The 21,681-nt window shown below is 63.2% G+C and carries 16 protein-coding genes and 6 pseudogenes; 10 read left to right on the forward strand and 12 right to left on the reverse strand.

From position 1 onward, the window contains the following. On the forward strand, positions 1–705 hold a 705-nt coding region (locus tag BLQ10_RS18310; RefSeq protein ID WP_175558688.1), incomplete at its 5' end, for an AAA family ATPase. 40 nt (positions 706–745) lie between these two features. Here BLQ10_RS18310 and BLQ10_RS22850 read toward each other — a convergent pair. Next, complete coding sequence (locus BLQ10_RS22850) at positions 746–1,069, reverse strand: transposase (protein WP_254785659.1); 324 nt, start codon at positions 1,067–1,069, stop codon at positions 746–748. Positions 1,070–1,158: 89 nt separating this feature from the next. On the opposite strand from BLQ10_RS22850, the pseudogene BLQ10_RS18320 reads away from it, so the two are divergent. Continuing rightward, a pseudogene (locus tag BLQ10_RS18320) lies at positions 1,159–1,785 on the forward strand (hypothetical protein); the annotation flags it as partial. Between the two features lie 141 nt (positions 1,786–1,926). Here BLQ10_RS18320 and BLQ10_RS18325 read toward each other — a convergent pair. From BLQ10_RS18325 to BLQ10_RS18335, 3 genes are all read right to left on the reverse strand, one after another. Beyond that, positions 1,927–2,763, reverse strand: a complete 837-nt coding sequence (locus BLQ10_RS18325; protein WP_091564465.1) for a sulfurtransferase — start codon at positions 2,761–2,763, stop codon at positions 1,927–1,929. Positions 2,764–3,644: 881 nt separating this feature from the next. Further along, the gene (locus BLQ10_RS18330; protein WP_139164282.1) at positions 3,645–4,193 is read right to left on the reverse strand and encodes a hypothetical protein; all 549 of its coding nucleotides are present in this window, start codon (positions 4,191–4,193) and stop codon (positions 3,645–3,647) included. A gap of 288 nt (positions 4,194–4,481) precedes the next feature. Next, entirely contained in the window at positions 4,482–6,716 is a 2,235-nt protein-coding gene (locus BLQ10_RS18335) for an Ig-like domain-containing protein (RefSeq protein WP_091564467.1), read from the reverse strand. A gap of 463 nt (positions 6,717–7,179) precedes the next feature. Here BLQ10_RS18335 and BLQ10_RS23145 point away from each other — a divergent pair. Further along, positions 7,180–7,353 (forward strand): annotated as a pseudogene (locus BLQ10_RS23145) (DUF4193 family protein); the annotation flags it as partial. A 641-nt stretch (positions 7,354–7,994) separates the two neighbouring features. Here BLQ10_RS23145 and BLQ10_RS18345 read toward each other — a convergent pair. Then, positions 7,995–8,819, reverse strand: coding sequence for a hypothetical protein (locus BLQ10_RS18345; RefSeq protein ID WP_139164283.1), 825 nt, complete (start codon positions 8,817–8,819; stop codon positions 7,995–7,997). Positions 8,820–9,036: 217 nt separating this feature from the next. Next, positions 9,037–9,612 carry an RNA polymerase sigma factor gene (locus tag BLQ10_RS18350; protein ID WP_091564470.1) on the reverse strand — a complete coding sequence of 192 codons (576 nt, stop codon included), beginning with the start codon at positions 9,610–9,612 and terminating at the stop codon, positions 9,037–9,039. Between the two features lie 299 nt (positions 9,613–9,911). On the opposite strand from BLQ10_RS18350, the gene BLQ10_RS18355 reads away from it, so the two are divergent. Both BLQ10_RS18355 and BLQ10_RS18360 read left to right on the forward strand, forming a co-directional pair. After that, positions 9,912–11,012 carry a tyrosine-type recombinase/integrase gene (locus BLQ10_RS18355; RefSeq protein WP_091564471.1) on the forward strand — a complete coding sequence of 367 codons (1,101 nt, stop codon included), beginning with the start codon at positions 9,912–9,914 and terminating at the stop codon, positions 11,010–11,012. 332 nt (positions 11,013–11,344) lie between these two features. Then, on the forward strand, positions 11,345–13,606 hold the full coding sequence (locus BLQ10_RS18360) for a DUF6262 family protein (RefSeq protein WP_139164284.1): 2,262 nt from the start codon (positions 11,345–11,347) through the stop codon (positions 13,604–13,606). A gap of 5 nt (positions 13,607–13,611) precedes the next feature. Here the strand turns inward: BLQ10_RS18360 and BLQ10_RS18365 are convergent. The 3 genes and pseudogenes from BLQ10_RS18365 to BLQ10_RS18375 form a co-directional block, all read right to left on the reverse strand. Beyond that, a pseudogene (locus BLQ10_RS18365) lies at positions 13,612–13,850 on the reverse strand (helix-turn-helix domain-containing protein). Between the two features lie 153 nt (positions 13,851–14,003). Further along, positions 14,004–15,074: a hypothetical protein gene (locus BLQ10_RS18370; RefSeq protein ID WP_139164285.1), complete on the reverse strand. Its 1,071-nt coding sequence runs from the start codon at positions 15,072–15,074 to the stop codon at positions 14,004–14,006. A gap of 193 nt (positions 15,075–15,267) precedes the next feature. After that, positions 15,268–16,176, reverse strand: coding sequence for a TIGR02391 family protein (locus BLQ10_RS18375; protein ID WP_091564474.1), 909 nt, complete (start codon positions 16,174–16,176; stop codon positions 15,268–15,270). Positions 16,177–16,854: 678 nt separating this feature from the next. On the opposite strand from BLQ10_RS18375, the pseudogene BLQ10_RS18380 reads away from it, so the two are divergent. Then, positions 16,855–17,238, forward strand: a pseudogene (locus tag BLQ10_RS18380) (transposase); the annotation flags it as partial. A 61-nt stretch (positions 17,239–17,299) separates the two neighbouring features. Here BLQ10_RS18380 and BLQ10_RS23150 read toward each other — a convergent pair. The 3 genes and pseudogenes from BLQ10_RS23150 to BLQ10_RS23155 form a co-directional block, all read right to left on the reverse strand. Then, positions 17,300–17,848: pseudogene (locus tag BLQ10_RS23150) on the reverse strand (DUF5996 family protein); the annotation flags it as partial. Then, on the reverse strand, positions 17,793–18,374 hold the full coding sequence (locus BLQ10_RS18390) for a redoxin domain-containing protein (RefSeq protein WP_091564546.1): 582 nt from the start codon (positions 18,372–18,374) through the stop codon (positions 17,793–17,795). The gene BLQ10_RS18390 and the pseudogene BLQ10_RS23150, both read right to left, overlap by 56 nt. Positions 18,375–18,794: 420 nt before the next feature. Continuing rightward, positions 18,795–19,178, reverse strand: a pseudogene (locus BLQ10_RS23155) (hypothetical protein); the annotation flags it as partial. Positions 19,179–19,203: 25 nt separating this feature from the next. Between BLQ10_RS23155 and BLQ10_RS18400 the strand changes: the two are divergent. The 4 genes from BLQ10_RS18400 to BLQ10_RS22170 are packed head-to-tail and all read left to right on the forward strand — an operon-like array spanning position 19,204 to position 21,493. Continuing rightward, the gene (locus BLQ10_RS18400; RefSeq protein ID WP_217635835.1) at positions 19,204–19,704 is read left to right on the forward strand and encodes a VOC family protein; all 501 of its coding nucleotides are present in this window, start codon (positions 19,204–19,206) and stop codon (positions 19,702–19,704) included. 12 nt (positions 19,705–19,716) lie between these two features. Continuing rightward, positions 19,717–19,884, forward strand: a complete 168-nt coding sequence (locus BLQ10_RS22570; RefSeq protein ID WP_217635836.1) for a hypothetical protein — start codon at positions 19,717–19,719, stop codon at positions 19,882–19,884. Then, the gene (locus tag BLQ10_RS18405) at positions 19,881–21,251 is read left to right on the forward strand and encodes a dihydrolipoyl dehydrogenase family protein (protein ID WP_090581705.1); all 1,371 of its coding nucleotides are present in this window, start codon (positions 19,881–19,883) and stop codon (positions 21,249–21,251) included. The genes BLQ10_RS22570 and BLQ10_RS18405 overlap by 4 nt, the downstream gene beginning before the upstream one ends. A gap of 14 nt (positions 21,252–21,265) precedes the next feature. Further along, positions 21,266–21,493 carry a hypothetical protein gene (locus BLQ10_RS22170; protein ID WP_139164287.1) on the forward strand — a complete coding sequence of 76 codons (228 nt, stop codon included), beginning with the start codon at positions 21,266–21,268 and terminating at the stop codon, positions 21,491–21,493. Positions 21,494–21,681: the final 188 nt, after the last annotated feature.

Here is a 21,681-nt window from a genome sequence, read left to right on the forward strand (position 1 = left end):
CCGGGCTACGTGGGCTACGAGGAAGGCGGACAGCTGACCGAGAAGGTCCGGCGCCGTCCGTTCTCCGTGGTCCTGTTCGATGAGGTGGAGAAGGCGCACGCCGATCTCTTCAACTCGCTGCTGCAGATCCTGGAAGACGGCCGCCTGACCGACTCCCAGGGCCGCGTGGTGGACTTCAAGAACACCGTGATCATCATGACCACGAACCTCGGCACCAGGGACATCTCCAAGAGCGTCGCCACCGGCTTCCAGTCCGGCACGGACACGCAGACCGGCTACAACCGGATGCGCGCCCGGGTCACCGAGGAGCTCAAGCAGCACTTCCGCCCCGAGTTCCTGAACCGTGTTGACGATGTTGTGGTCTTCCCGCAGCTGACCCAGGACGAGATCATCGAGATCGTGAACATGTTCGTCGGCCGCCTCGAGAAGCGCCTCAAGGACAAGGACATGGGCATCGAGCTCACGTCCGCGGCCAAGGTGCTTCTGGCGACCCGCGGCTACGACCCCGCCATGGGTGCCCGGCCGCTGCGCCGCACCATCCAGCGCGAGATCGAGGACCAGCTCTCCGAGAAGATCCTCTTCGGCGAACTGCACGCCGGCGACATCGTGGTGGTGGATGTGGAAGGCGAAGGCGACGACGCGAAGTTCACCTTCGCAGGCAACGCCAAGCCGCGCATCCCGGAGGCGCTGCCCGCCGCAGGCTGAGCCGTCATGTTCATATGCGGCGATCATTTCGCGTCTCTCTCTAATGGTCGTGGCTGGTCTGAGATTGGTTGGCAGGCTGGTGGCGGCCTCGCCGGGCGTGACTCCGCGTCTCTCTGGCCCATCGAAAGATGGTGCCTTGTGATTGATTTGTCCGCCCGCGGCCGGACACGTCATGTTTTCCGTAGCCGAGGTGCTCATCCATCTCCGCTTCCAGAGCGGTCTCCAAGACATTCTTCGTCAACCGGTTCAACAGCCCGCCCCGGCCGACGAGCTCGATTCCCTGCTCCCTGGCCTGGGCCAGGAGCTGCTGCGCTAACTCATGCTGGTCCAATTCAGTCGCCATGGGATCCATGGTTTCGCTCATGATCAGTCCTCCCCGCCAGGCACCGCCCGGCGTGTCAGGCCAACCCCGGACCACCGTTATTCAGACACTCCCGGCCGCAGAGCCCATTCCTTTGGGCGAAGCAGCCGTGGCTCGACCCAATGCACGACCTACCGGACGTTCTGTCGCTCCTCGACCGTCTTCCCGAGAGGGTGAGCCGGCAGTCAACCCTTGATGCGGTCTCAGCAGAGTTGAATGCGGGCAGGGTCCTCCCCGCATTCATTGCGGCGATGGTGTGGGGATGGGGCACCACCGCTGACATGGGTGCGCTGCGGACACGGTGGATACTCACCCAAACCAAGGCCAAGAGCACCGACGCCGTCTCGGAACCGGTGGATCCCTTTGTCGCAGACCGGCTGGAAGCAGGAGTCAGGTCTGTGCGCGCAGACGGGGCTCTTGAGGCTTTCCGGTTAATGAACAACGAGGGCCGCATCCTCCACCTCAGGTCCTCGTACTTCACCAAGTGGCTGTACTTCACTTCAGCCGTCGACGGCCCTGATGACTCGAACGCCGCCCCGATCTTCGACGACCGGATCGTCGGGTGGCTTGGGGACCCAGCCGGAGTGCCCCTTGAGAAGAACAGCACCGTTTCCTACGGCGAATACTTGGACCTGCTCGCAAACTGGGGAGAGTCGTACGGTCGAACGACAGCGCAAGTCGAAACCGAAAGCTTCAGGCTGGCGACAGGACGCGGATGAGTCGTCGGAGTACGACAGCCGACCTCTGAAGCAACCTCGACTGTCCGCAAGCCAATCCCTTACCGGGCCAGACTGAGAAGGTCTCCACTCTTGAGGATGGAGGTCGTTGTCTCGAGCCGAGCGGGCATCGTAGGTCGGTTGTCAGCCCAGCTCGGCTCGGCGGCCAGGCTCGGCTCCGTACTCTGACCACCCGCCTGCGTAGAGACGGCCCTGACCGAGTCCTGCATGCTCGAGAGCGAGAAGGTTGTGGCAGGCCGTGACGCCTGAGCCACAGTAGGAGATGACGGCAGCCGCGTCTTCGATCCCAACGTTCGCAAACGCTCGTCGGACCTCTGCGATCGGGCGCAGGCGTCCATCGGGGGCGAGGTTCCCACGGCACGGGACGTTCACTGCGCCGGGGATGTGTCCGGATTGGGGATCAGTGGGCAGTTGTAGGGTTCCGTCGAAGCGGTCGGCATTGCGGGCGTCGACGATGATCCCTGCAGCCCCTGCCGTGATGTCCTCAAGCTGGGCGAGGCCGGCCTCGGGCCACGGAGACGGCGTGAAGGTCGCGGGCGTCGGCTTCACGGGCGTCGTCTCCAGCGGTCCCGTCCATGCGGAAATCCCGCCGTCGAGCAGCGCTGCCCGATGCCCGAGCGCACGCAGCATCCACACGAGCCGTGCGGCGATGACTCCCCCCGCGTCGTCATAGGCGATGACGGTCGTGTCGTCGCCGATTCCCAGGGAGGACATTCCCTGTGCGAACACTTCAGAGTCGGGAAGCGGGTTCAGCCCGTATGGTCCCGAATTGCCCGACAGCCATGCGTCCAGGTCCACGAACACCGCATCTGGGAGATGCCCGCCGTCGTACGCTGCACGGCCCGACGCACCGTCGAGGTACCAGCGAACATCAGCGGTGACAACGTTACTTCGATGCGCCTTGAGCCACGCGGCATCAACAAAGGGTGGAAGATCTTCTTGGGTTATCCGGCTGTCCATACAGTGCAGGCTAGATGACGTGTCCATACTTTGAGCAAAAATATTCCATGATGTGGACATTATGTAGGGGATGCGACGCACCACTGCAGGCGCCCGTTAGCCAGTCCCCCCCACCGGGACACCATCCGACCGCGCTGGCGCTGCGAGAAATCGGATACGGATATTGGAAACCTGGATTCGCGGACGGACCGCCCGCAAAACTGCCCCGCTCAGGCTGGACAATCTCGACAGTTGCACCAGCCCGCGCAGAACATTGGCTACGTCCGGGTCTGCACCAACGAACAGGACCCGGCCGCGGCGCACAGGGCGCGTATGGGTCGGGTGCCCCGAGGGCCTGATCAATGGTGACCACGGTGTGACCGGCAGGAACGGGAACGGCCGGGACGGAACGAAGCCCTGGCGGCTGTCCGTCCCGGCGAGACTCTTCCCGTCACCAAACCCGGTCGGTTCGCCCGGCCCTACCCGATGCTCGAGAACATCATAGAGGCCATGACAAGAGGCTCCCAGGAGTTCCGACTGCCGACCGGGATGAACATGAGGGTTTGATCCCAAGTCGCAGCAAGTCATGCAGTTCCAGGCGCTCCCGGCCATGAAGGAGTACACAGCAACACCGCTGTCCAAGCCAAGGGAAGGAGCCGCCAGGCCGCAACCGCCACCAAAAAAATGTGCCCCGCAGGGGCCCATAAAAGGAGACTCGTACACATTCAGCGGCCCACAAGCCCCTGAACAGGGTAAACACGTGCCCGAGGTGGGACTCGAACCGGCCTCCAGCCCTTGCAAGCACTGGGAACCCCCGACAACATGCGGGATTCCAGCGAGTCTGAGGGCTGTACGACGGAGTCCGAGACGGAAAGTGTGGACAATGTCCACACTCCCCTAATTCATTTCAGGACACTTCGAACGGTAGTTGCCAGGCGTTCGGCAGTGTCCGCACCTACGGACCTTGGCGTCCTTGCTGCTGGCACTTCCGTACTCTGATCGGCGGCCGGGTTCGACTGTGTTGTACTTGGCTGCAGGTCGTCGAAGTAGCCCGGCACAGCCAAAGCATCTGCTGCACGTTTCAGCTCCGCCAGCTCTCCGGCGGTCAAGACCTGGTCTGCGAACGCCGCTTCGCGCATCATCTCCAGAATCCGCTCGTTGAGCCCGCGAACTTGTTCTGCGCCCATGCCACCCCTGGCTTCGTCGCCGATAATCTTGCCGTCTTCCAGTACGACAACCAGCAGCTCCAGGTACTCGGCAGCCGCCGCGTCGCTTACATCTCCTGTGCTGATGGGTAGTCGGGACACAAGTGACGACATCCATCCCTCTGTGCCTTTCCTCAGGGCAACTGCACGGGTTACCGGACTGACGGCTCCCAATCGGTCCGGGTCGAATAGGCCACGGGCCGGGTCGTGTCCGAATTCAATGGCCGACTGGTAGCGATCAAGCATCAAGGGAAGCAAGGCAGCGTCGCCCTGACGTTCCGAGAGCAGCGTGGGCGTCCACAAGCGATATCCCGGCGTGCTGGGCGACCTCTCCGGCGAGGAAAAACCACCACGCCTACTGCACCGACTGCGAGGGCTAAGCAGTCCCCACATCCAAGGTCCGGAACTCTGGCACGCCCGTCCAAGACAGTGTGACCCGCCCACCAGCGGGCGGCGACCGCCCTGGGTCGGGACTACGCGGCGCCACGTTCCCTGCCGACCGACGTTCTCCCTACCTTTGGCCTCTCGGCTTCATCACGGTCCGGTGGTGAAGGTCCAACGAGTGGTCTGGAGGGGGTTGCCGGCGGCGTCGCGGATGCCGCCGTACGTGCTGCTGGTCAGCGTGACGGTGTACTTGGTGTTTGCCGTCAGTGTTCCCCTCGGGTTCAGTGTGGCTACCCGGGTGGCGGCGTTGTAAGAGTACAACTCCACAGGAACCATTGCGCCGGTCGTGGCGTTGCTCAACATGAAGTAGTTTCCGCTGGTGCCGGTGACGGGTTCGCTGAAGGTTGCCGTGATATTCGCTGTCCGGCTTACCGCGGTGGCGTTCACGGCGGGGCTGCGGGAAATCACGGTGGGAACAGGACCGGTGGTGAAGTACCAGCTTGTCGTGGCACTGGGTTCCTTCTCCGAGGGGTTGTCCGCTAGCGGGTTGCCCGCGACGTCCCGTATGGCGGTGGCACTGCCGGTTAGGGTCGCGGTGTAACGGGTGTCCGCGGCAAGGGTTGTCGTTGGGTTCAGCGTGGCCACCCTGCTGGTGGGGTTGTAGGTTACCGTCGCGGGAACCGCCGCTCCGGCCGGGTTCTTTAGGGTGAACGTCGTGGCGCTGACGCCAATGACGGGCTCGCTGAACGTCGCTGTCACATCTGCTGTCTGGCTCACGCCGGTGGCGAACCAGGCAGTCCGGTTCATCACCGTCGGCCCGGGCCCTGTAGTGAGGGTCCATTGGGTCGTGGCCAGCGCGTTGTTGGAAGCATCCCGAATGGCGCGGGCGGATCCGGTGAGGGTGACGGTGTACTTCGTATCCGCAGCCAGGGCCGCCGTGGGGTTCAGTGTGGCGACGCGGATGGTCTCGTTGTAGGTGACCGTTGCCGGGATAACGGTTCCGGCTGGGTTCTTGAGGGTGAACGTGGACTCGTTGACGCCGGAAACAACTTCATTGAACGCCGCCGTGATGTCTGCGTCCTGGCTCACATTTGTAGCTGATGCTGCCGGTGTCCGGCCCGTCACGGTCGGTGCTGCTGTGTCGGCCGCTCCGGGAACATAGGTCTGGACACCGCATGTGGTCGGGACGAAGACGCGGTGTTGGGCGATGGCGAGGTTGCCGCCGAACGCGGGCGGACACGCAACCTCGGTGCCGCTCCGGACCCTGCCTGTGATCTCATCCAAGGCGAGAAGTTGACCCGGCGTGCCGGTATCGACCCCGGCGAGGATCCACACCAGCCCGTTGGCGATGATGGGTGCCGAGGACACGACTTCATAGCCGTAGTTTTGGTCCTTCATGCCCAGCCGGTGTGTCCACTGAACCGCCCCGGTCTCCAGGTCTACTGCGGTGATGACGGAGGGCTCAGAGTAGCCGGACGTGGTGAAGATTCCGATGCGGCCGTCGAAGGCGACGGGGATCTCGCTGTTGGGCAGCGTTCGGATGTATTTGCCCGTTGCGGCCTCCAGCACCAGCGTCTGCTCCGTGTAAGAAATGCTGGGGATGTAGAGCCTCCCGTTATGCACAGACGCTGCGGCGGTTCCCGCGCCCGGGCCGGAGTTGCCTCCAGGTTTCACGTACTTCCAGATCGACTTTCCTGTTGTGGCGGAGAAAGCCTCTACCAAACCTTGTCCGTTGTAAATGACCCGACCCGCTTCGATAAGCGAGGGTTCACTGGTTGCGCTAGGGCCTGCTACGAACCGATTAATGCCCGTGCTTGCATCCAGAGCGTAGTAACCGCCCATGACCACTCCGGAGCCGAACACGGTCCGGTATTCGCTCACGTAAGGGCTGGCCCACAGCAGTGCGCCGGTGTTGACGTCGAATGCGTCCAGGACCATCTGGCTGGTTTCGGGGTTGTCGTGGGCGAGATAGACCCTCAATCCATCGATTTTCGCCACGTGGGCGAAATGGTATCCATGGCGCCACAACAGCTTTCCGGTGCCCGTTTCGTAGGCAGATAACCACGAGCACTGGTACTGCCTGTCCACCACCACCGTCCGGTTTCCCGACACGCTGATTGACACGGCACTGCTGCCGCCGGAGGACGGGCAGTGCGGCGGCTCGGCACGCCAGGACTGGTTGATCTGTGCAGGAACGGTCTCCGCCAGCTGCGCATTCCGGTTGCCCGCGTCAATACCGTCTCCCAGTACAGATGTTCCGCCGGCCGGATAAGGCAGGTGGCCCGGAACGATCGGCTCCGCCGCCGAGGAGGCAGGACCCGCAACCAGAGACCCGCACAGTACAAGCGCAACAGTGATGCCCGAACCCCAATGGCGTATTTTCATTTGCTGCGCGCTCCGATCGGTGCCGGGGATATTTAGATAGAGCACACTCTCATATAGGGGGAAATAATTGTCAAGAATAGCGGCTCCCGGCAATTGTTCATGGCCTGTCTTTTCGGAAGCATCTTTCGAAGCTCTTTACATGAAGGAGGCCATTTCGGCCTTAGCGTGGCTTGGGTTGCCTTGCCGATGTCGGCAAGGAAGTACTCGGATTGGCGGTAATACTACTTGGTCCTAAGTCATTTACTACGTGGGAATTCAACGGCAAATACTGTGCCCGGCTATTTGGGAAGTATCACACTTGACCAATCGGCCAAAGCCCAAAAAGAAACGAAACTACGGACGGAAGTTCAGCCCTTTTTGGGTGTCCCGGACGAGAAGCACCGGTTTGAGGAGTCTGGTGCCCAAAACACAGGGGAACCGTAGGGTGGATGGCGCCCGCGGACGGGCGGGCCGATCGGTCGCCAAACTGCCTGGCGCGGACCTCTCCGGCGAGGAACTGTTCATCCAGGTGATCCCGCGGGCGGCGGACGAGTTCAACTGCGGGTCATCTTCCCGTAGGCGCCAGACGTTGCGGTTATCTTGCCTCCATTACCGCTGTAGGAGTTGTTTGTTTGAGCACCGCGCTCTTCGTTCCTAACTCTTTTCGCAGTCCTTGTGAGGATGGTTGCGCGTGCCTGACAGGCGCCGGCTCCAAACGCGACGCCTGGGGCCGCCCGCCGTTCATCCGGTTTCCCCTTATGAGGCAATACCCTGCGGCCCGTTCGACGAACCCTCCACGGGACATATCCATACGTATGGCTCTTTTGAGCGCTACGGTTATGGCGGGCTGTTAACTTCTCGTGCTGCTCGTTCTTCCGTGGCGGTGACGAAGCGCGATTATGAGTGTCCCAATGCTTGCAATGGTTGGAACTGTCAGGAAGGGCTGGGCTCCGCTGCCTCCTGTGTTGACGAGACCGGTGATGCCTATCCACCACAACAAAGCGGTCGTAAATGCGGACAGGATAACAACCGAGTAAGGGGCGCCGGGCGGGGGCGCGTTCCTGTGTCTGCGTTGTCGTTGCCCCATGGGGATTAGCCAGTGGCGTCGGAGTCGATTTCCAATCATGATGGTTCCGATGGTGGCCAGGGCCGGGACGGTCAGGAATATTGCTCCGCCGCCTCCAGTGGTGATGGTGCCGACGATGCCGATCCACCAGAGCAGGGCGGTTGTGAATGCAGCCAAGAGAGCAAGGAGCGTACGGCTGTCAGATCCTGCCGAGCTTGCTGCGTTTCGGTGGGTCATTTCTCTGGCCCTCCGGTGTCCATGGCTGGCTGATTCGCCGGCGGGACGGATCCAACGATGCTGTAGTCAATGGCGGTATGAGCGGTGAGATTATTGGTTCCCAGTCCGAAGAGTGCGTAGGTCATGACGGTGCGTTCACCGATGACCAGGCCAGTGGCCGGGTCAATGATGATTTCATCGCGTTGTCCTGCCCGGAGCGGCTCTGATCGGCCGATGGAGATCCCTGGTTTCCCGTCAAAGTTGGTTTGTTCACTGGCGTTCACGCCCGGGATCAATGCCAGTGCCTCGTAGAGGCCTGCGCGCAGGTCTGCCGGGACCAGTCCGGTCCGCAGCAGGTCCGTGATGCGCACGAAGTTATCTTCGTCGCGGGATGAGGACCCTCCCTGGTACTGGGCGTTAAAGTGCTCGATCAGGGCCTTGCCTTCGCGGGACAGGCCCATGATTTCCTGCTTATCGATCACGGTCCAGGGGATCCCGTAGAACTCGCCATCGGGTGCGTGGATGGTGTCCTTCTGACCGGGGCGCGGGGCGATGGCGCCCCAGTCCCGGTCCAGTACCCAATCCCGTGAGGGGTCCCCGGGAACGTAGACGTCAATGGTCTGGGTGTTCATGCTGAACATGCCATTTCCAGCAGCATCACTTCGGCCCACGAGCCAGTTGGCGTGCGTGTGGACGCGCTGGTATTCTCCTGGACCCGGGGTGGGGTCTGAAAAGGCCATAGTTTGTTCCGCTGCTGACCGCAGGAGACCGGCCGCGTGGGCGCTCTGGATCGACATATTGGTCTGACCCAGAACGATCACGCCGAAACTGGCTGCGGCCATCGTCAGCACCATGCGGCGCGTGCGTTGTGGTCTGTGGATAGGGTCATGATCGGTAATCGCCAGGTTGGCTGCAGGAACCTGCGAGCTTCCTGTCGGCCGTATTCTGGGGAGCTCTTGTGCCGGCATGTCTACGAGCTGGCGGCGAAGCGCATCGCTCCTGTCGGGCTCGAACTGATGTGTCTTCATTGTGGCCTCCGTTCATGCGCGGCCTGACGGTCTATCGCATAGGTACTGGAAACTTCGTCGAATAGGTCCCCGAGCCTTGCTTTGCCCGGTTTAGTCTGGATTTCACGGTGCCTTCGGGGATACCGAGTGCGGTCGCAGCATCCCGGATGCTCATTTCCTCGACCACGCATAGAGTCAGCACGTTACGGTCCGCTTGGCGCAGGCGTGCAAAAACCTGGTCTAAGGTGACGGCCTCAAACTCCTGCTGGTCCTCGTCGGCGAACACCTCAGCGATATCGGGGCTATGGGCAGGGGCAGGGAGGCGGTTTAGAAAGTAGTTGTACCGCCGGCGTTGGCTAAGATCGTTGCGGATGGTGTTGTTCGCGGTGACCAGCAGCCAGGCAACGATGGAGCCGTTGACCATGCGCACGTATTCACGGCGACGCCACGCCTCATAAAACACCATCGCTGTGACGTCTTCGGCGGCATGAGCGGAGCCGACGAGCCTCAGGGCGTGACGCAGAACCCGGTCGCGGTGGCGATCAAAGAGTGCGCCAAAAGCCTCACCGTCCCCATTCACGACAAGCTTCCAAAGAACCTCGTCTGTCCCTTCCACATCTCCGCCCATACCCCATAGTGTCCGGACCCATCGAAAGGTTCCATGATTTGCGCGACAACTTTTCGGGCGCCAACGCAAAGCGGCGTTTATCGTCCAAAAAGACGAACCCTTACCGGGCGGAAAACTGGCGTTCCGACAAGCAGTGCCAAAATTGGCCTGGACGGGACGCCGCAGACCACCGACCCCTGACCGGGCATTATTTCGCAAGGACGAAGACGCGAAGTGAGGGGTTGCAGTTTGCAAATCGTTAATCCTCTGGCCTACCAGTAGCTGTTTCATGCCCTGCTTGAACCGGATAGCTTCCGTTTGTGGGCATTTTCCAAGCGGTGCAGGTGACGGTCGAGGATGATCAGAACGTGTGGGTTGTGGTGGATGACCGCTTCCGGCTGAGCGAGGAATGCCGCGGTTACTCGCTGTGGCTATTCCATTCCGGGCGGGCGGTGAACACGCAGAAGGCTTACCAGCTTAGGCTGGCGCGGTTCCTGTCCTGGTGCACGGAGACGGCTACCGCGTGGACCGGGCTCCGTTTCCATCAGTTGGCGGCTTACAAAGCCTGCCTTGAAGGCTCCTCTGCCAACGGTTGTCGGCTTTCTGGAAAGACAGTCAATGCCCATTTGACGGCTGTGATGGCGTTCTTGCGCTACGCCGTGGCACACGGGTTTGCGACTGACCATCTCCGGGCGACCGTCGAAGGAGGCCGCCCTGGAGCGACTCCTCTGAATCGGGCGGGGCAGTGGAAGGTGGCTCCGGCAAGGCTGGTAAAGGCCCGAGAGATCAAACGACGGCCCGTGGTTCTGACCCCGACACAAGCCGACTGTATTTTGGAGGCGGTCGATCGGCCGCGGGACAGGCTCCTGGTACTGCTGATGCTGCGTTGTGGTCTGCGTGCCGGTGAAGCGCTCGGTCTGAGGCTGGAAGACATGCATATGCTGCCCGACTCAGGCTATCTGGGCTGCGCAATTCCAGGACCCCACGTCCATATAGAAAGGCGCAGCAACCCGAACGGGGCCTGGGCCAAGTCACCGTATGAACGAAATGTCCCTGTGCCGGCTGATGTTTGTGAGGGGCATTCGGCCTACATGGCGCAGAGATACAGTTCCCTTGGCCGCGACCAGCCCGACGCGGTGTTTCTGACTGCGACCGGGCAGAGCAGGGTGCCGCTGGGATACTCGGGGCTTCACAGCATGCTGACGGCTGTCGGGAAGGCCACGGGTTTGCCGGTCAGGGCGCATCAGTTCCGTCATACTGCGGCCACCGGCTGGGCGAGGGCCAAGGTCGACCCGGATGTCATCATGGCGTTGCTGGGCCACAGGTCTTTGGCGTCGACGTCCATCTATCTGCATCCTGCGCAGGGTGAGCTTCGCTGCGCGGTTGAAGGAACGCTGCCCGGCCGGGAGGCACCGCAGTGACAGCCGCCGCCGACTTCCTGCGCCGTGAATCACCGGTGTCCGAGGCCGGTTCATACATCACCTTCCTGGAATCCATGCTGGAACACCCCTGGCGTTCAGGGGAATGGGACGTCCGGTTATGGCTGTTCGCTGCAGACCCGGACAATCCGCTAACCGGCATCTACCCCTGCCCGACGCCCGGGTGCCCCCGGGTCGCTACCGTCACAGGCCGCCTCTGCCGTTCCTGCCTGGACGGAGAACCAGGTGCTGAACCTGTGCCGACCCGGCGCCGGGCCTTGCACCCGAACCCACCGCGCTGCATAGTCGGCTCAGCCGGGCAGGGCTGCGGGGCCATGGCCATGATCAAGGGACTCTGCCACCGGCATTACGCACGCTGGCACCACAGCTCTGACAACGGACAACAACGGCCCACCATCGAGGACTTCGCCGCGGCGGAGAAAGAAATGTTTCCTCCCGGCAAGGCATGCGCATCCCGGGGATGCGGGGAGGAATCGAACCAGCGCGCGTCCGGTCTGTGTCTTTGGCATCACGCCATGTTCGGGAAACTCGCCAAGCTCGGTGTCGACCACGAGGCCTTCATAGCCGTCGAACGCCCCCTCGGCATCCGCTACCACCGTCACGAGTTCTGCTTCATCGATCTGCCACCGATCCTTCGCACGGAGTTGCTGCTCGTCCTACAGGAACGGGACCGGAACTCATACCGGATCCTGCCTGCCACGATGCGCAGGATCGTCCGCGTTGCCTTGGAAACCCGTGCCCGCTCCATCCACAGGCTGCTGGACGCCGAACAGGGCCGGCCGCGCCCCGACGCTAACGTCGTCGGCTTCCTCCGGCATGCCGGCCTGCTCGCGGCCCGGTGGCGCTACCGTCATTCCGGCCGGGACATGCGCTCCGAGGACGTCTGGGACGCGGCGGTCATCGGCCTCCGCAAGGACCGGACAACCCACACAATCTGTTCCAAAGGCATTCTCGATTTCCGCTCCATCAGCGTCAACTGGCTGCGTCAGGCAGCCAAGGAGTACTCCCGCCACTTCGACCTCGCCGCCGATCAGGTCCGCGACGTCATTCGCACCGTTCAGGTCGCCTCGCACGCCCTGGCACGCCGGCCACACGGAACCCGGCCTGAGCAGCTGACCCGGGCCGACGCGAACGCGGTCGTGGACGCATACCGTCACCTCACCGGCCCCGACGGCGAACCTCGCACGGACTCGGTCAAGTACGACTACTTCAGGCTCTTCCAGCGGATGCTGCGCGATGGGGGCGATCTGGAGGTTCTGGCCCGGGTCAGCGCCCGGTTCATGTTCATCACCGCCGAGTCCCTGCCGACGGCAGGGCCTCACAAGAACCCCGGGAAAGCGATCCCGGACCACATCATCAGGCTCCTTGATGCGAACCTGGAACTGCTCGCCGTGGACGCGGCGTATGCCGTTCCGGCCGGACGAACAATGGCCTTCCACAACCTCATGCTGCAAACCATCTACCAGCTGTTGCGCGGTCTCGGCCGCCGGCCAACTGAAATCTACTCGCTTCCCCGCGACACTCTTCGGGAAACCGACGACGGCCAGCCGTACATCATCTATGTCCGGGAGTCCGTCTCAACACCGCTGGGGCTCTGCACCGAACCCAGCAACGTGAAAGCAGCCGGACAATCATGCCCCGTTCGCAACAAGTGCGGCGGCTGCCAGTACTACCGGGCTAACCTCTCCCACCTGCCCCAAATCGATGCCCATATCGTCGCCCTGACCGCGGACCTGTCCGCGGCCGGCGGCATCGCCGAACCCTGGGTCCACCAGTCACTCAAAGACGAAATCAGCTCCTACAAGCGAATGCGCACCGCACTCCTGAAGGAAAAATCCAGGCTCACTCCTGAAGACAGGGCCGCCATCGACGACGCCGTCACGCTGCTGCAGCAGATCCCTGCCGCGTCCCCGCCACCTGAAACAACCGGAGGGCATGCTGCCGTTGACCCCCGTCAGCACCGGCAACCGAACGTGAGCGAAAAACGACAGGCAGCAGTCGCCCAGCTAATTGCGGCCAAGAAAACGGAAAGCAAAGACAAACACGCCAGCGTCCGCAAAGCGGCGGCCAAACTTCTCAAAGGCCCGGAGCTCCTCACGGTCTCCTCTGTAGCCAGGACAGCCGGCGTCAGCCGCTGGCTGATCTACAACACCCCCGAGCTCAAAACCACGGTCAGCCGCGCAGCCTCCCAACAACGCGCAGCATGGGCCCAAGGACACGAGCAAGAGGGGATGACCCCAAAAGGCGCCGCGACAGAACTCCTCCGGCTCCACGAGCGGCTGGCCGCTGTCACCCGGCAACGCGATGACTACAAGCGCGCAGTACGCGCCAATCTCGCCGAAGCACTGGCCGGGCGGACGCCGGAACAGATGGCAAACTACATTCAGGAGCTGGAAAACGAGCTCACTTCAGAGCGGGAGAACGGTAACCAGGCCCGCACAGTCATCTCAACGCTCGAAGCCACAGTTGAGGACCTGAACGACCAACTGCGTGCCGCACAGTCCATCAACAGGACCATGATGAAACAACGAAACGAAACAGCGCCGGTCACGGAGCTCGAACCTCGAAGGCCCTGAAAGTGCTAGTCCTCGTCCGGCACGGGGCGGCCCTCGGCGGACTGCGCACGGACATACTCCGCGGTCTTCTCATAGCCCCGGGAAATGTATTCCTCCAAAAGGCGCGACTCAACCCGCCACTGGCCCCTGCCCCCGATCTGGATCGCCGGCAGCTCGCCGGACCGCACCAGGGCATAGGCCTGGGCTGAGGAAATATTCAGAATCTCCGAACATCGGCCAACGCCAGAAATCGCTTCTCAGCCACAGAACATCACGCCCCAAAGACTACCGAACCGGGCCCAACGATCCTCACGAACCTCGCACAAATCAGCGCCAGCCATTAAACCCTCTGCCCCCGAATTCCGGCAAAGCATTGCATCGACCCACTTGGCTGAGCAAGATAACCCCGTCCGCCAAACTACGCGGCCCGAAGTTCCCCGCTTTTCCAGCCTCGGTTCCGCGGGTGGCTTGATAGCCACTGGCGGATGTTGATCAGCACTTCGTCGACGTCATGCAGAAGGTCCCGTTGCTTGCCGATGAAGTTGCGGTCCGTGACGTTGGTCCGGAGCGCGTGGGCGGGCTTCTGCCGCGCCGCACGGACTTCGCGAAGCGGTTTCAGCGCCCACTTCGCGCTGTTCGCCTTCACATGGTTCATTGTGATTAACAGTTCCAGCCGGCTGAGGGTGCCCAGACGGTCCCCTCTCTCGTTTACCTTCGGAACTTTGGCATTGTCGAGTGCCGCTCTTTCGATGTTGTCCGAAAGGAGCTTGTCGAACGAGTGAATGAAGTGGTCCCACTCCCGTTTGTTCGCCCGGAGGATCCACCCGAAGTCTTCGGGTAGCTCGTGCGACCGGAAGAGACGCGCGCCCCATACGTTCTCGAACAGGTCGCTGATGGCTTCTAGCTCCTGGGCGAGCCGAGCGAACGGTCCCAGGCTGTCGGGCCAGTGGCCCATCTGCCAGCCATACCAGACTGGGTGAGGGGTGATGTCCTCGTCATCGACCTGAAAGCTCGCCCAGCGCTGCTGGTGCTCTGGGGTCAGGTCGTCCAAGTCACCGTAGAAGGCCGCGACGCGTCGGACAATCGGGGACTCTGGAACTTCCGGATCGTATTGGCGCAAGTCGTAGGCAAAGCCGAGGTGCAAGAGCCCGACTCTGTCCTTCTTTGGCTGGTCTTTATCGTCGTACGCCTCGTCCGACAGTCCAAAATTGATGCCGAAGTCGCTCATGCCGAACCTGTAGCGGGCGTCGTTACGGTAGCCTTCAAGGACGTCTGAGCTGAAGAACGCGAGCTCCAGCGTTGACCGACCGCGGGCCATTGCTCTGGCGAAGGGGGCGTCTTCAAACTTCTTGGGCAGCTTCATCCGCTTCAGTGCCTTTGCCTTGGGATAGAGGCAGACCCCGTAGTCGTCGTCGGAGAGTTCGCGAAGCTCGTCGATCTGCTCGGCGGCGGTCCGCCGTGAAGGCCAGGGGCGGATGTGGATGTTCAAGTTGTCGCTCGGGCCCACGACTTCGATCAGGCCGGCATTTAGCAGTTCGACGCCGCCTCGATCTCGTTGTGTGAGTTCCGGGTCGTGCTGATATGCAGTCCGTTGAAGTCCCGTGACTCCATGTAGCGTCGCTTCACCTTCTTCAGCATCTCCCGCGCGGACAGGGAGAGATCGTCTTTGCAGCCATTCCGGTCTAGCCGTTTTCCCTAGTCATAGCCTGACTGGGTTCGCCTGCAGGCTCTGGAAATACCTGCTCGGCCCCAGGGGCAGTCCTGTTGTCGACGGACTCAACCACACAGCCGTCCACGAACTTGGCTAGGACGCTCAGGGTCGCGAGCTGTTCGAGTCCGTCTTGCTCGGTGAAGTCCTCTGCGACGTGCGTCGCTGGGTTCCGGATCACCATGTTGACTCCGGGGGCGAAGCTCAGCAGCCCTGCCTGCATCGTTTTGACGTCCTGGTCGTCCGAGTCGCCAGGCCAGCGCAGTCGGGGCTTGCCCTCCTGAGGGGCAGTCATCGCGAATGCCTGCTGCCACAGGGAGGTGTCGCTCGCGTTGTTCCGGCCGGTGAGCTGCTTCATTTGGCCGCTGACGGCTTCCGCGGCGGCCGCAATTGCCTGACGGAGGTGGCCGTCGTTCCAGAGGCGTTGGGCTGCTGCCCACACCAGGGGGTGCAGGAGCGAGGGCTCGATCGTCGGCGACGAGAGCGCTTCGGCCTTCGCCTTGAGACCTTCCAACCGGTCTGCGGCCTGGAGGCAGCAGCCTCTGACGACAGGGGCGTCCAGCAGCGGCTTCGGCTCGAGTATCCGCTGCCAGTTCATGAAGGGGTCGAGCACCCCGGCTCCCTGAACTGCGATTCGGACGTCGGTGACGCTGCTGAGATCCATGAGCGCACCGGCGAGGCGGTTCAGTTCATCAGTGAGAACTCGGACGCGTGCCTTGTCAGAGCTGTCCTTCGGCAGGACAGCGGGAGCGATCCCCACGGCCATAGCCCCGAACCCGGAGTTTTCGACGTGGTGCGTCATGAACTCCTCGAACGTCCTAGAGAACTCCTCGAGGCGTTTCGTCAGGAAGTCCAAGTACTTGCTATTCGTCCGGACGTCCATGTCTCCCCTGATTTGGTCGTGGCATTTCGCACCCGAAGTCGTTCACCTGCCATAAGTCTGCTGGAGTTGCGCTGACTTCTCGAACTGGTGGTTCTGGCTGCTGCCTCAAGCATGTGTTAGTCGTGGAGGTCGAGACTCTGGACCGTTCACCGCCAATGGCCGGGTCCACATCAGGTGCAGTACCCACGCGACGGACAACAACCACCACTTATAGCCAGACACCAAAGCCGGGACATCTGCTGGACGTCATATCGGAGCCCGATAGTAAGCGGGGCCCCAATCCCCACGAATCCCCGAGCCTCCGGGCGGCTAGGGAACCGACCATTCCAACGGCTCTGCTGCATTAACGGCTGAGAAGTGTCAAGCTTTGTCAACACCAAACGGCGAAAAAGCCCCTGACCTGCGGAAACACTGTGCCCGAGGTGGGACTCGAACTGCATTCCCTCCCCTGCCAATACTGGACTCCCCGAGAAACATGCGGAATCCGGCCCGGGCCGACCCATATACGACGCAGTCCGAAGCCCAAAGTGTGTACTTTGTACACACTTCCTTTTTGCCACATTTCAGGCAACCCAAAGCGCTGCGTAGGAACCAGCGAAACGGCCGGGACTGTCTGAATAACGGTGGATCCGGGGTTGGCCTGACACGCCGGGCGGTGCCTGGCGGGGAGGACTGATCATGAGCGGAACCATGGATCGCATGGCGACTGAAGTGGATCAGCAAGAGTTAGCGCAGCAGCTCCTGGCCCAGGCCAGGGAGCAGGGCATCGAGCTGGTCGGCCCGGACGGGCTGTTGAACCGGTTGACGAAGAACGTCCTGGAGACCGCGCTGGAAGCGGAGATGGACGAGCACCTCGGATACGGAAAACAGGACGTGTCCGGTCGTGGGAGCGGGAACTCGCGCAACGGCACCCGCGCCAAGACCGTCATGACAGAGATCGGGCCGGTGGAGATTGACGTGCCGCGGGACACCGGTGCGACGTTCGACCCGCAGACCGTGAAGGAACGGCAGCGCCGGCTGACGGGCGTGGACGAGATGGTGTTGTCGCTGAGCGCGAAGGGCCGAAGTGCACGGGGCTCACATTGCCCCGGAAGTAGGACCTGAACGCATTGAGCAGGCGGTCCGCTTGGATCAGTTGATGCCAGAACAGCCGGACGGCTTCGCTGTCATAAGAGGCATGCAGGTAGTCCTCGGCGAACGGTATGGTCGGTTCGACCTCGTTCGGCACCGCCCGGATGGCCGTCTCGATGCCGAGCCGGTTCATGGCATCGAAGGTCTCACCATGGAATTCGACCACCGGCTTCGGGCTGAGGTTAACGTTGGCGCTCATGCCGTTGCCGGTGCCTAGCCGCAGGACGTGCTCGGAGAATTCGAATTCCATGTCGAAGGCGTCATGGCGGTCGGGGATGGAAGACGTCGTCAAGCCGCGCGGGGTGAGGTACAGCGTCATCTGCCACCAGTGGTTCAGCATCGGAGTGTGCGCCATGCGGATCTTGCCGACAATCTGCGTCCACATGTGGAGGTGTCCCCGGAGTTGCGGCCACCCGTTATGAGCGCCAGAAACTTCAGACGCGTCCGTCGCACGTCCTTCACAGCTAGAGGCCGACTCGACGTCTTCAGTCCGGCCGTACCCGCTTGTTCCATCCGTGGAAGGGCGCCCAGCTGCCCGCATCCCATGCCTCACGTAGGCCGGGCGTGCTGAGGTCCCAGTCTGGCCGGATCTCCTTCGTCACTGCGCGCAGGTCACGGCGGAGGTCGTCGACGGAGGGACGCCCCCAGAACCAGTAGCCGTTGTAGATGCTGTGGATGACCAAGCCGGGCTTCAGAACGAGCGTGTGCGGGATCATCGGGTCGTGGTCCGGATCGGTGTATTCCTGGATGTCCAGATCCTGCTGCACGGTGCGGCCAGGATCAGAGAGGAACGGCCATTGCGCACCCACCGACGCACGGAATTCCTGGAGCACGTGGTGGTCATCGGTCGCAATGGTTGCCATCTGCGTGTAGGCCACAGCGACCTTAGGGTAGAACGCCGCAAGTTCAAGGTGGTGCTGATGCTCCTTAGGGCAGTAGTGTCCGCGCGACAGCATCAAGACCAGGGGGTCCTCCCCCTGCAACTCACTGAGCCTGCGGGGGATGTTCTCGTGATCAGGCAACTCGTAATCTGGGAAGATGCCGCCAGGTGCAATATCTGAGCGCACGATTCGGCCGCCTTTCACGTGCCGGTGAGCGGCGACGGTCCCTGCCATCGACGTCGTTGCTGGCACCCAGTTGCGCTGTGGTGGCACCGCCGCTCCTGCGGGCGAGCCTACGCCGGCGCCGGGCACCCAGCAAGGGGCCGGGATTGGACAGGGAGGGGCAGGCTCGCTTAGGGGGAGCGCCTCCCAGGGCGCGTTTTCCAGAGACGAGCGCCCCTGCTTGCCCCCCGCATTTCCCCGCCGTTCCAGCTTTTTGGGTGATTGATTTAGGTCTTGACTTTTGCACTGCAGCCGCGGTCGAGGAGCGGGCCGGGCCCCGTCAGCCAGCCCGGAAGTACAGGGATTCTGTACTGTCAGTGCTGCGCTTTGCGCCGCTCCGCCTGCTGGATGGACCAGACTGCGTTGACCAGCCCCAATGTGGCTGAAGGTTTGCGGAAAGTTCCCCAGTTGCTCACCGTTCGAGGAATCGATTTCCTCACTGAGGAGACCCACATCGTTGACGTGGCTGCATGCCCGTTCGAATACCCCCCGTGCATGCCCGGGGCGATCTGCGTTGCTCGCCACAAGGGTTGGGCCCTGGCTCTCCCCCGCTGCATCCGACAAGGTAGGCTGCCCCCTTGACTTTCGTCCCGGATGAGGCCACTGTGGGGTCCCGAGGGCAGCGTCCTCGGCCGAAGATCGACCGGGGGGCGACAAGGAAAAGCGCATGGCGACCCCCGCCGCGTAAGCCCCGCAGCATTGGCCTGATGCCCGCCGCGCCGGCACGCCTTTCCCGGGTCGCCAGTGAGCCCGATGCCGCCCTTTCATGGCGCGCCCGACCGAGGAGGCCGGGATGAGTACCGTCGACGAAAGCAAACAAAGTGCAGCAGCCAGCCCGCCGGTGAAGCCTGGGGAGTTCAGGCTCGAGGTCGTGGTCGTGCCCGTCTCGGACGTCGACCGGGCCAAGCGGTTCTACGGCGGACTGGGCTGGCGGTTCGACGCCGAGGTCGCCGTGGAGGACGGCTACCGTCTCACGCAGTTCACGCCCCCGGGTTCCGGCTGCTCGATCATCTTCGGCGAGGGGGTCACCTCGGCGCCGCCGGGCTCGGCCCAGGGGCTGCACCTGGCGGTGTACGACATCGACGCTGCCCGGGCCGACCTGATCGCGCGCGGGGTCGAGGTCAGCGCAACCTTCCACGACGCCACGGGCATCTTCCACCACGCCGGGACCGAAGGGCGCCTGGACGGTCCGGCTCCCGGGAACAGGGACTACGGCTCGTTCGCCTCCTTCAGCGACCCGGACGGCAACGGCTGGATTCTTCAGGAGATTAAGACCCGGCTTCCGGGCCGCTGAAAGGAGAGGCTGATGGCCACTACGTACGAGTCCGTGGGCGACCTTGCGGAAGCCCTCAGGCGGGCCGCGGCCGCACATGGCAAGCACGAGGAGCGAACGGGCCAGGAGGATTCGGACTGGCCTGACTGGTACGCGCTCTATATGGTGCGCGAGCATGCCGGGGAGGAGTTGCCGACATGAACAGCGACTACGACGTGATCGTGATCGGCGGCGGCTCGCCGGGCGAACACTGCGCGGGAGCCCTCGCCGAGGGCGGCTTGCGCGTGGCCGTCGTGGAGCGCGAGCTGGTCGGCGGTGAGTGCACATACTGGGCGTGCATCCCGTCGAAAACCTTGCTGCGGCCCGGCGAGGCGGTCCATGCGGCACGCCAGGCTGCCGCCACTGCCGAAGTCGACGTCGAGGCGGCGTTCGCCTGGCGCGACTTCATGGTTTCGGACTATTCCGATGCAGGGCAGGAGCGCTGGCTGGCCGATCACGGGATCGATCTGCTCCGCGGCACCGGCCGTCTCGCCGGTCGGGGCGTCGTCGAGGTTGACGGCGTGCGGCATACGGCCGACCACGTGGTCCTGGCCAACGGTGCCGATCCCGTCGTGCCGCCTGTCCCGGGCCTGCGCGAGCTCGACGGCGTGTGGACAAGCCGCGAGGCGACCTCGATGAAGGCCGTTCCTCGCCGCTTGCTCATCCTCGGCGGCGGCCCGGTCGGTGTCGAGATGGCCCAGGCCGTGCGCCGATTCGGCGGCGAGGTGGCAGTCATCGACAGGTCCGCGCACGTCCTGGCTCGGGAGCCGGCGCCGCTGGGCGAGGCCCTCGGCGAGGTCCTGAGCCGTGAGGGCATCGAACTCGTGCTGCCGGCCACCTCGACCGCGGTGCGGCGAGACCGTGGGGACTACGTCGTCGAGATCGACGGCGGGCGCGAGCTGAGAGGCGACCGCCTGCTCGTCGCCACGGGCAGGCGCCCGCGTATCCAGGCGATCGGCCTGGAGACCGTTGGCATCGAGTCGGACGCCCGCGGAGTCCCGGTCGATGCGCACCTTCGGGTGGCGGACGGGCTGTGGGCGATCGGCGACGTCACCGGCATCTGGCCGCTGACCCACGTAGGGAAGTACCAGGGCGATATCGTCGCCGCGAACATCCTCGGCGAGGTGCGGGAGGCAAACTATGAGGCCGTTCCGCGGGTCACCTATACAGACCCGCAGGCCGCGGCGGTGGGCGCCGACGGGGGCCGCTTCAGCGCGAAGGTGCCGGTCTCGCAGGTGCCCAAGACTGCCACCTACACCCGTGACTACGCCGAGAGCAACGGCTTCCTGACCCTCCTCAGCGACGGCGAACGGCTGACCGGTGCGTACGCGCTCGGCCCGGAGGCCGGCGAGTGGCTGCAGCAGGCGACGCTGGCGATCCGGGCCCGTGTCCCCATCGATGTCCTAAGCGACACGATCCAGCCGTTCCCGACATTCTCAGAAATCTATGTCTCCGCGCTGAAGGCACTACGCGGGGAGATCGCGGTTGCGCGCTGGCCGGTCGGCGCGGGACCATCCACGGCGGACTGAGGGAAGGCGATCCGATGAGCACCGCAGCTGCCGCTTCGCCGGCCGCACGCGAGCCGGATTTTGCGGGGCACGCCGTGGTGGTGCTACGTGGCAGCGCCGGCGTCATCCTCGCCGGCCGTGATTCCGCGAAACTGGAGCACGCGGCCAACGAGCTCCTGCGTTGGGATTTCCTCATCGGCGATGAGCGGAGGCGTTTGGGATGCTGTGGAAGGCCGAACAGCAGAGTCACTGTCGGCGGCTGAATCCTCCTTCACCTGGCTTGGCCTCGAATCGGTGGCTCAAATCATTGCAGATGTTCGATCCGAGATCGATGTGGGTGCCGTGGACGACGACGAGAGGGCCGAGCAACTCGAGCTGTCAGCCGACGAAAGGTACAACGCCATCATCCCCTCAGAGGCTGCCTTGGCATCTGGTCAAGTTGCGATCGGTG

It is taken from the genome of Arthrobacter sp. ok362, from assembly GCF_900102785.1.
Taxonomy (GTDB): domain Bacteria; phylum Actinomycetota; class Actinomycetes; order Actinomycetales; family Micrococcaceae; genus Arthrobacter.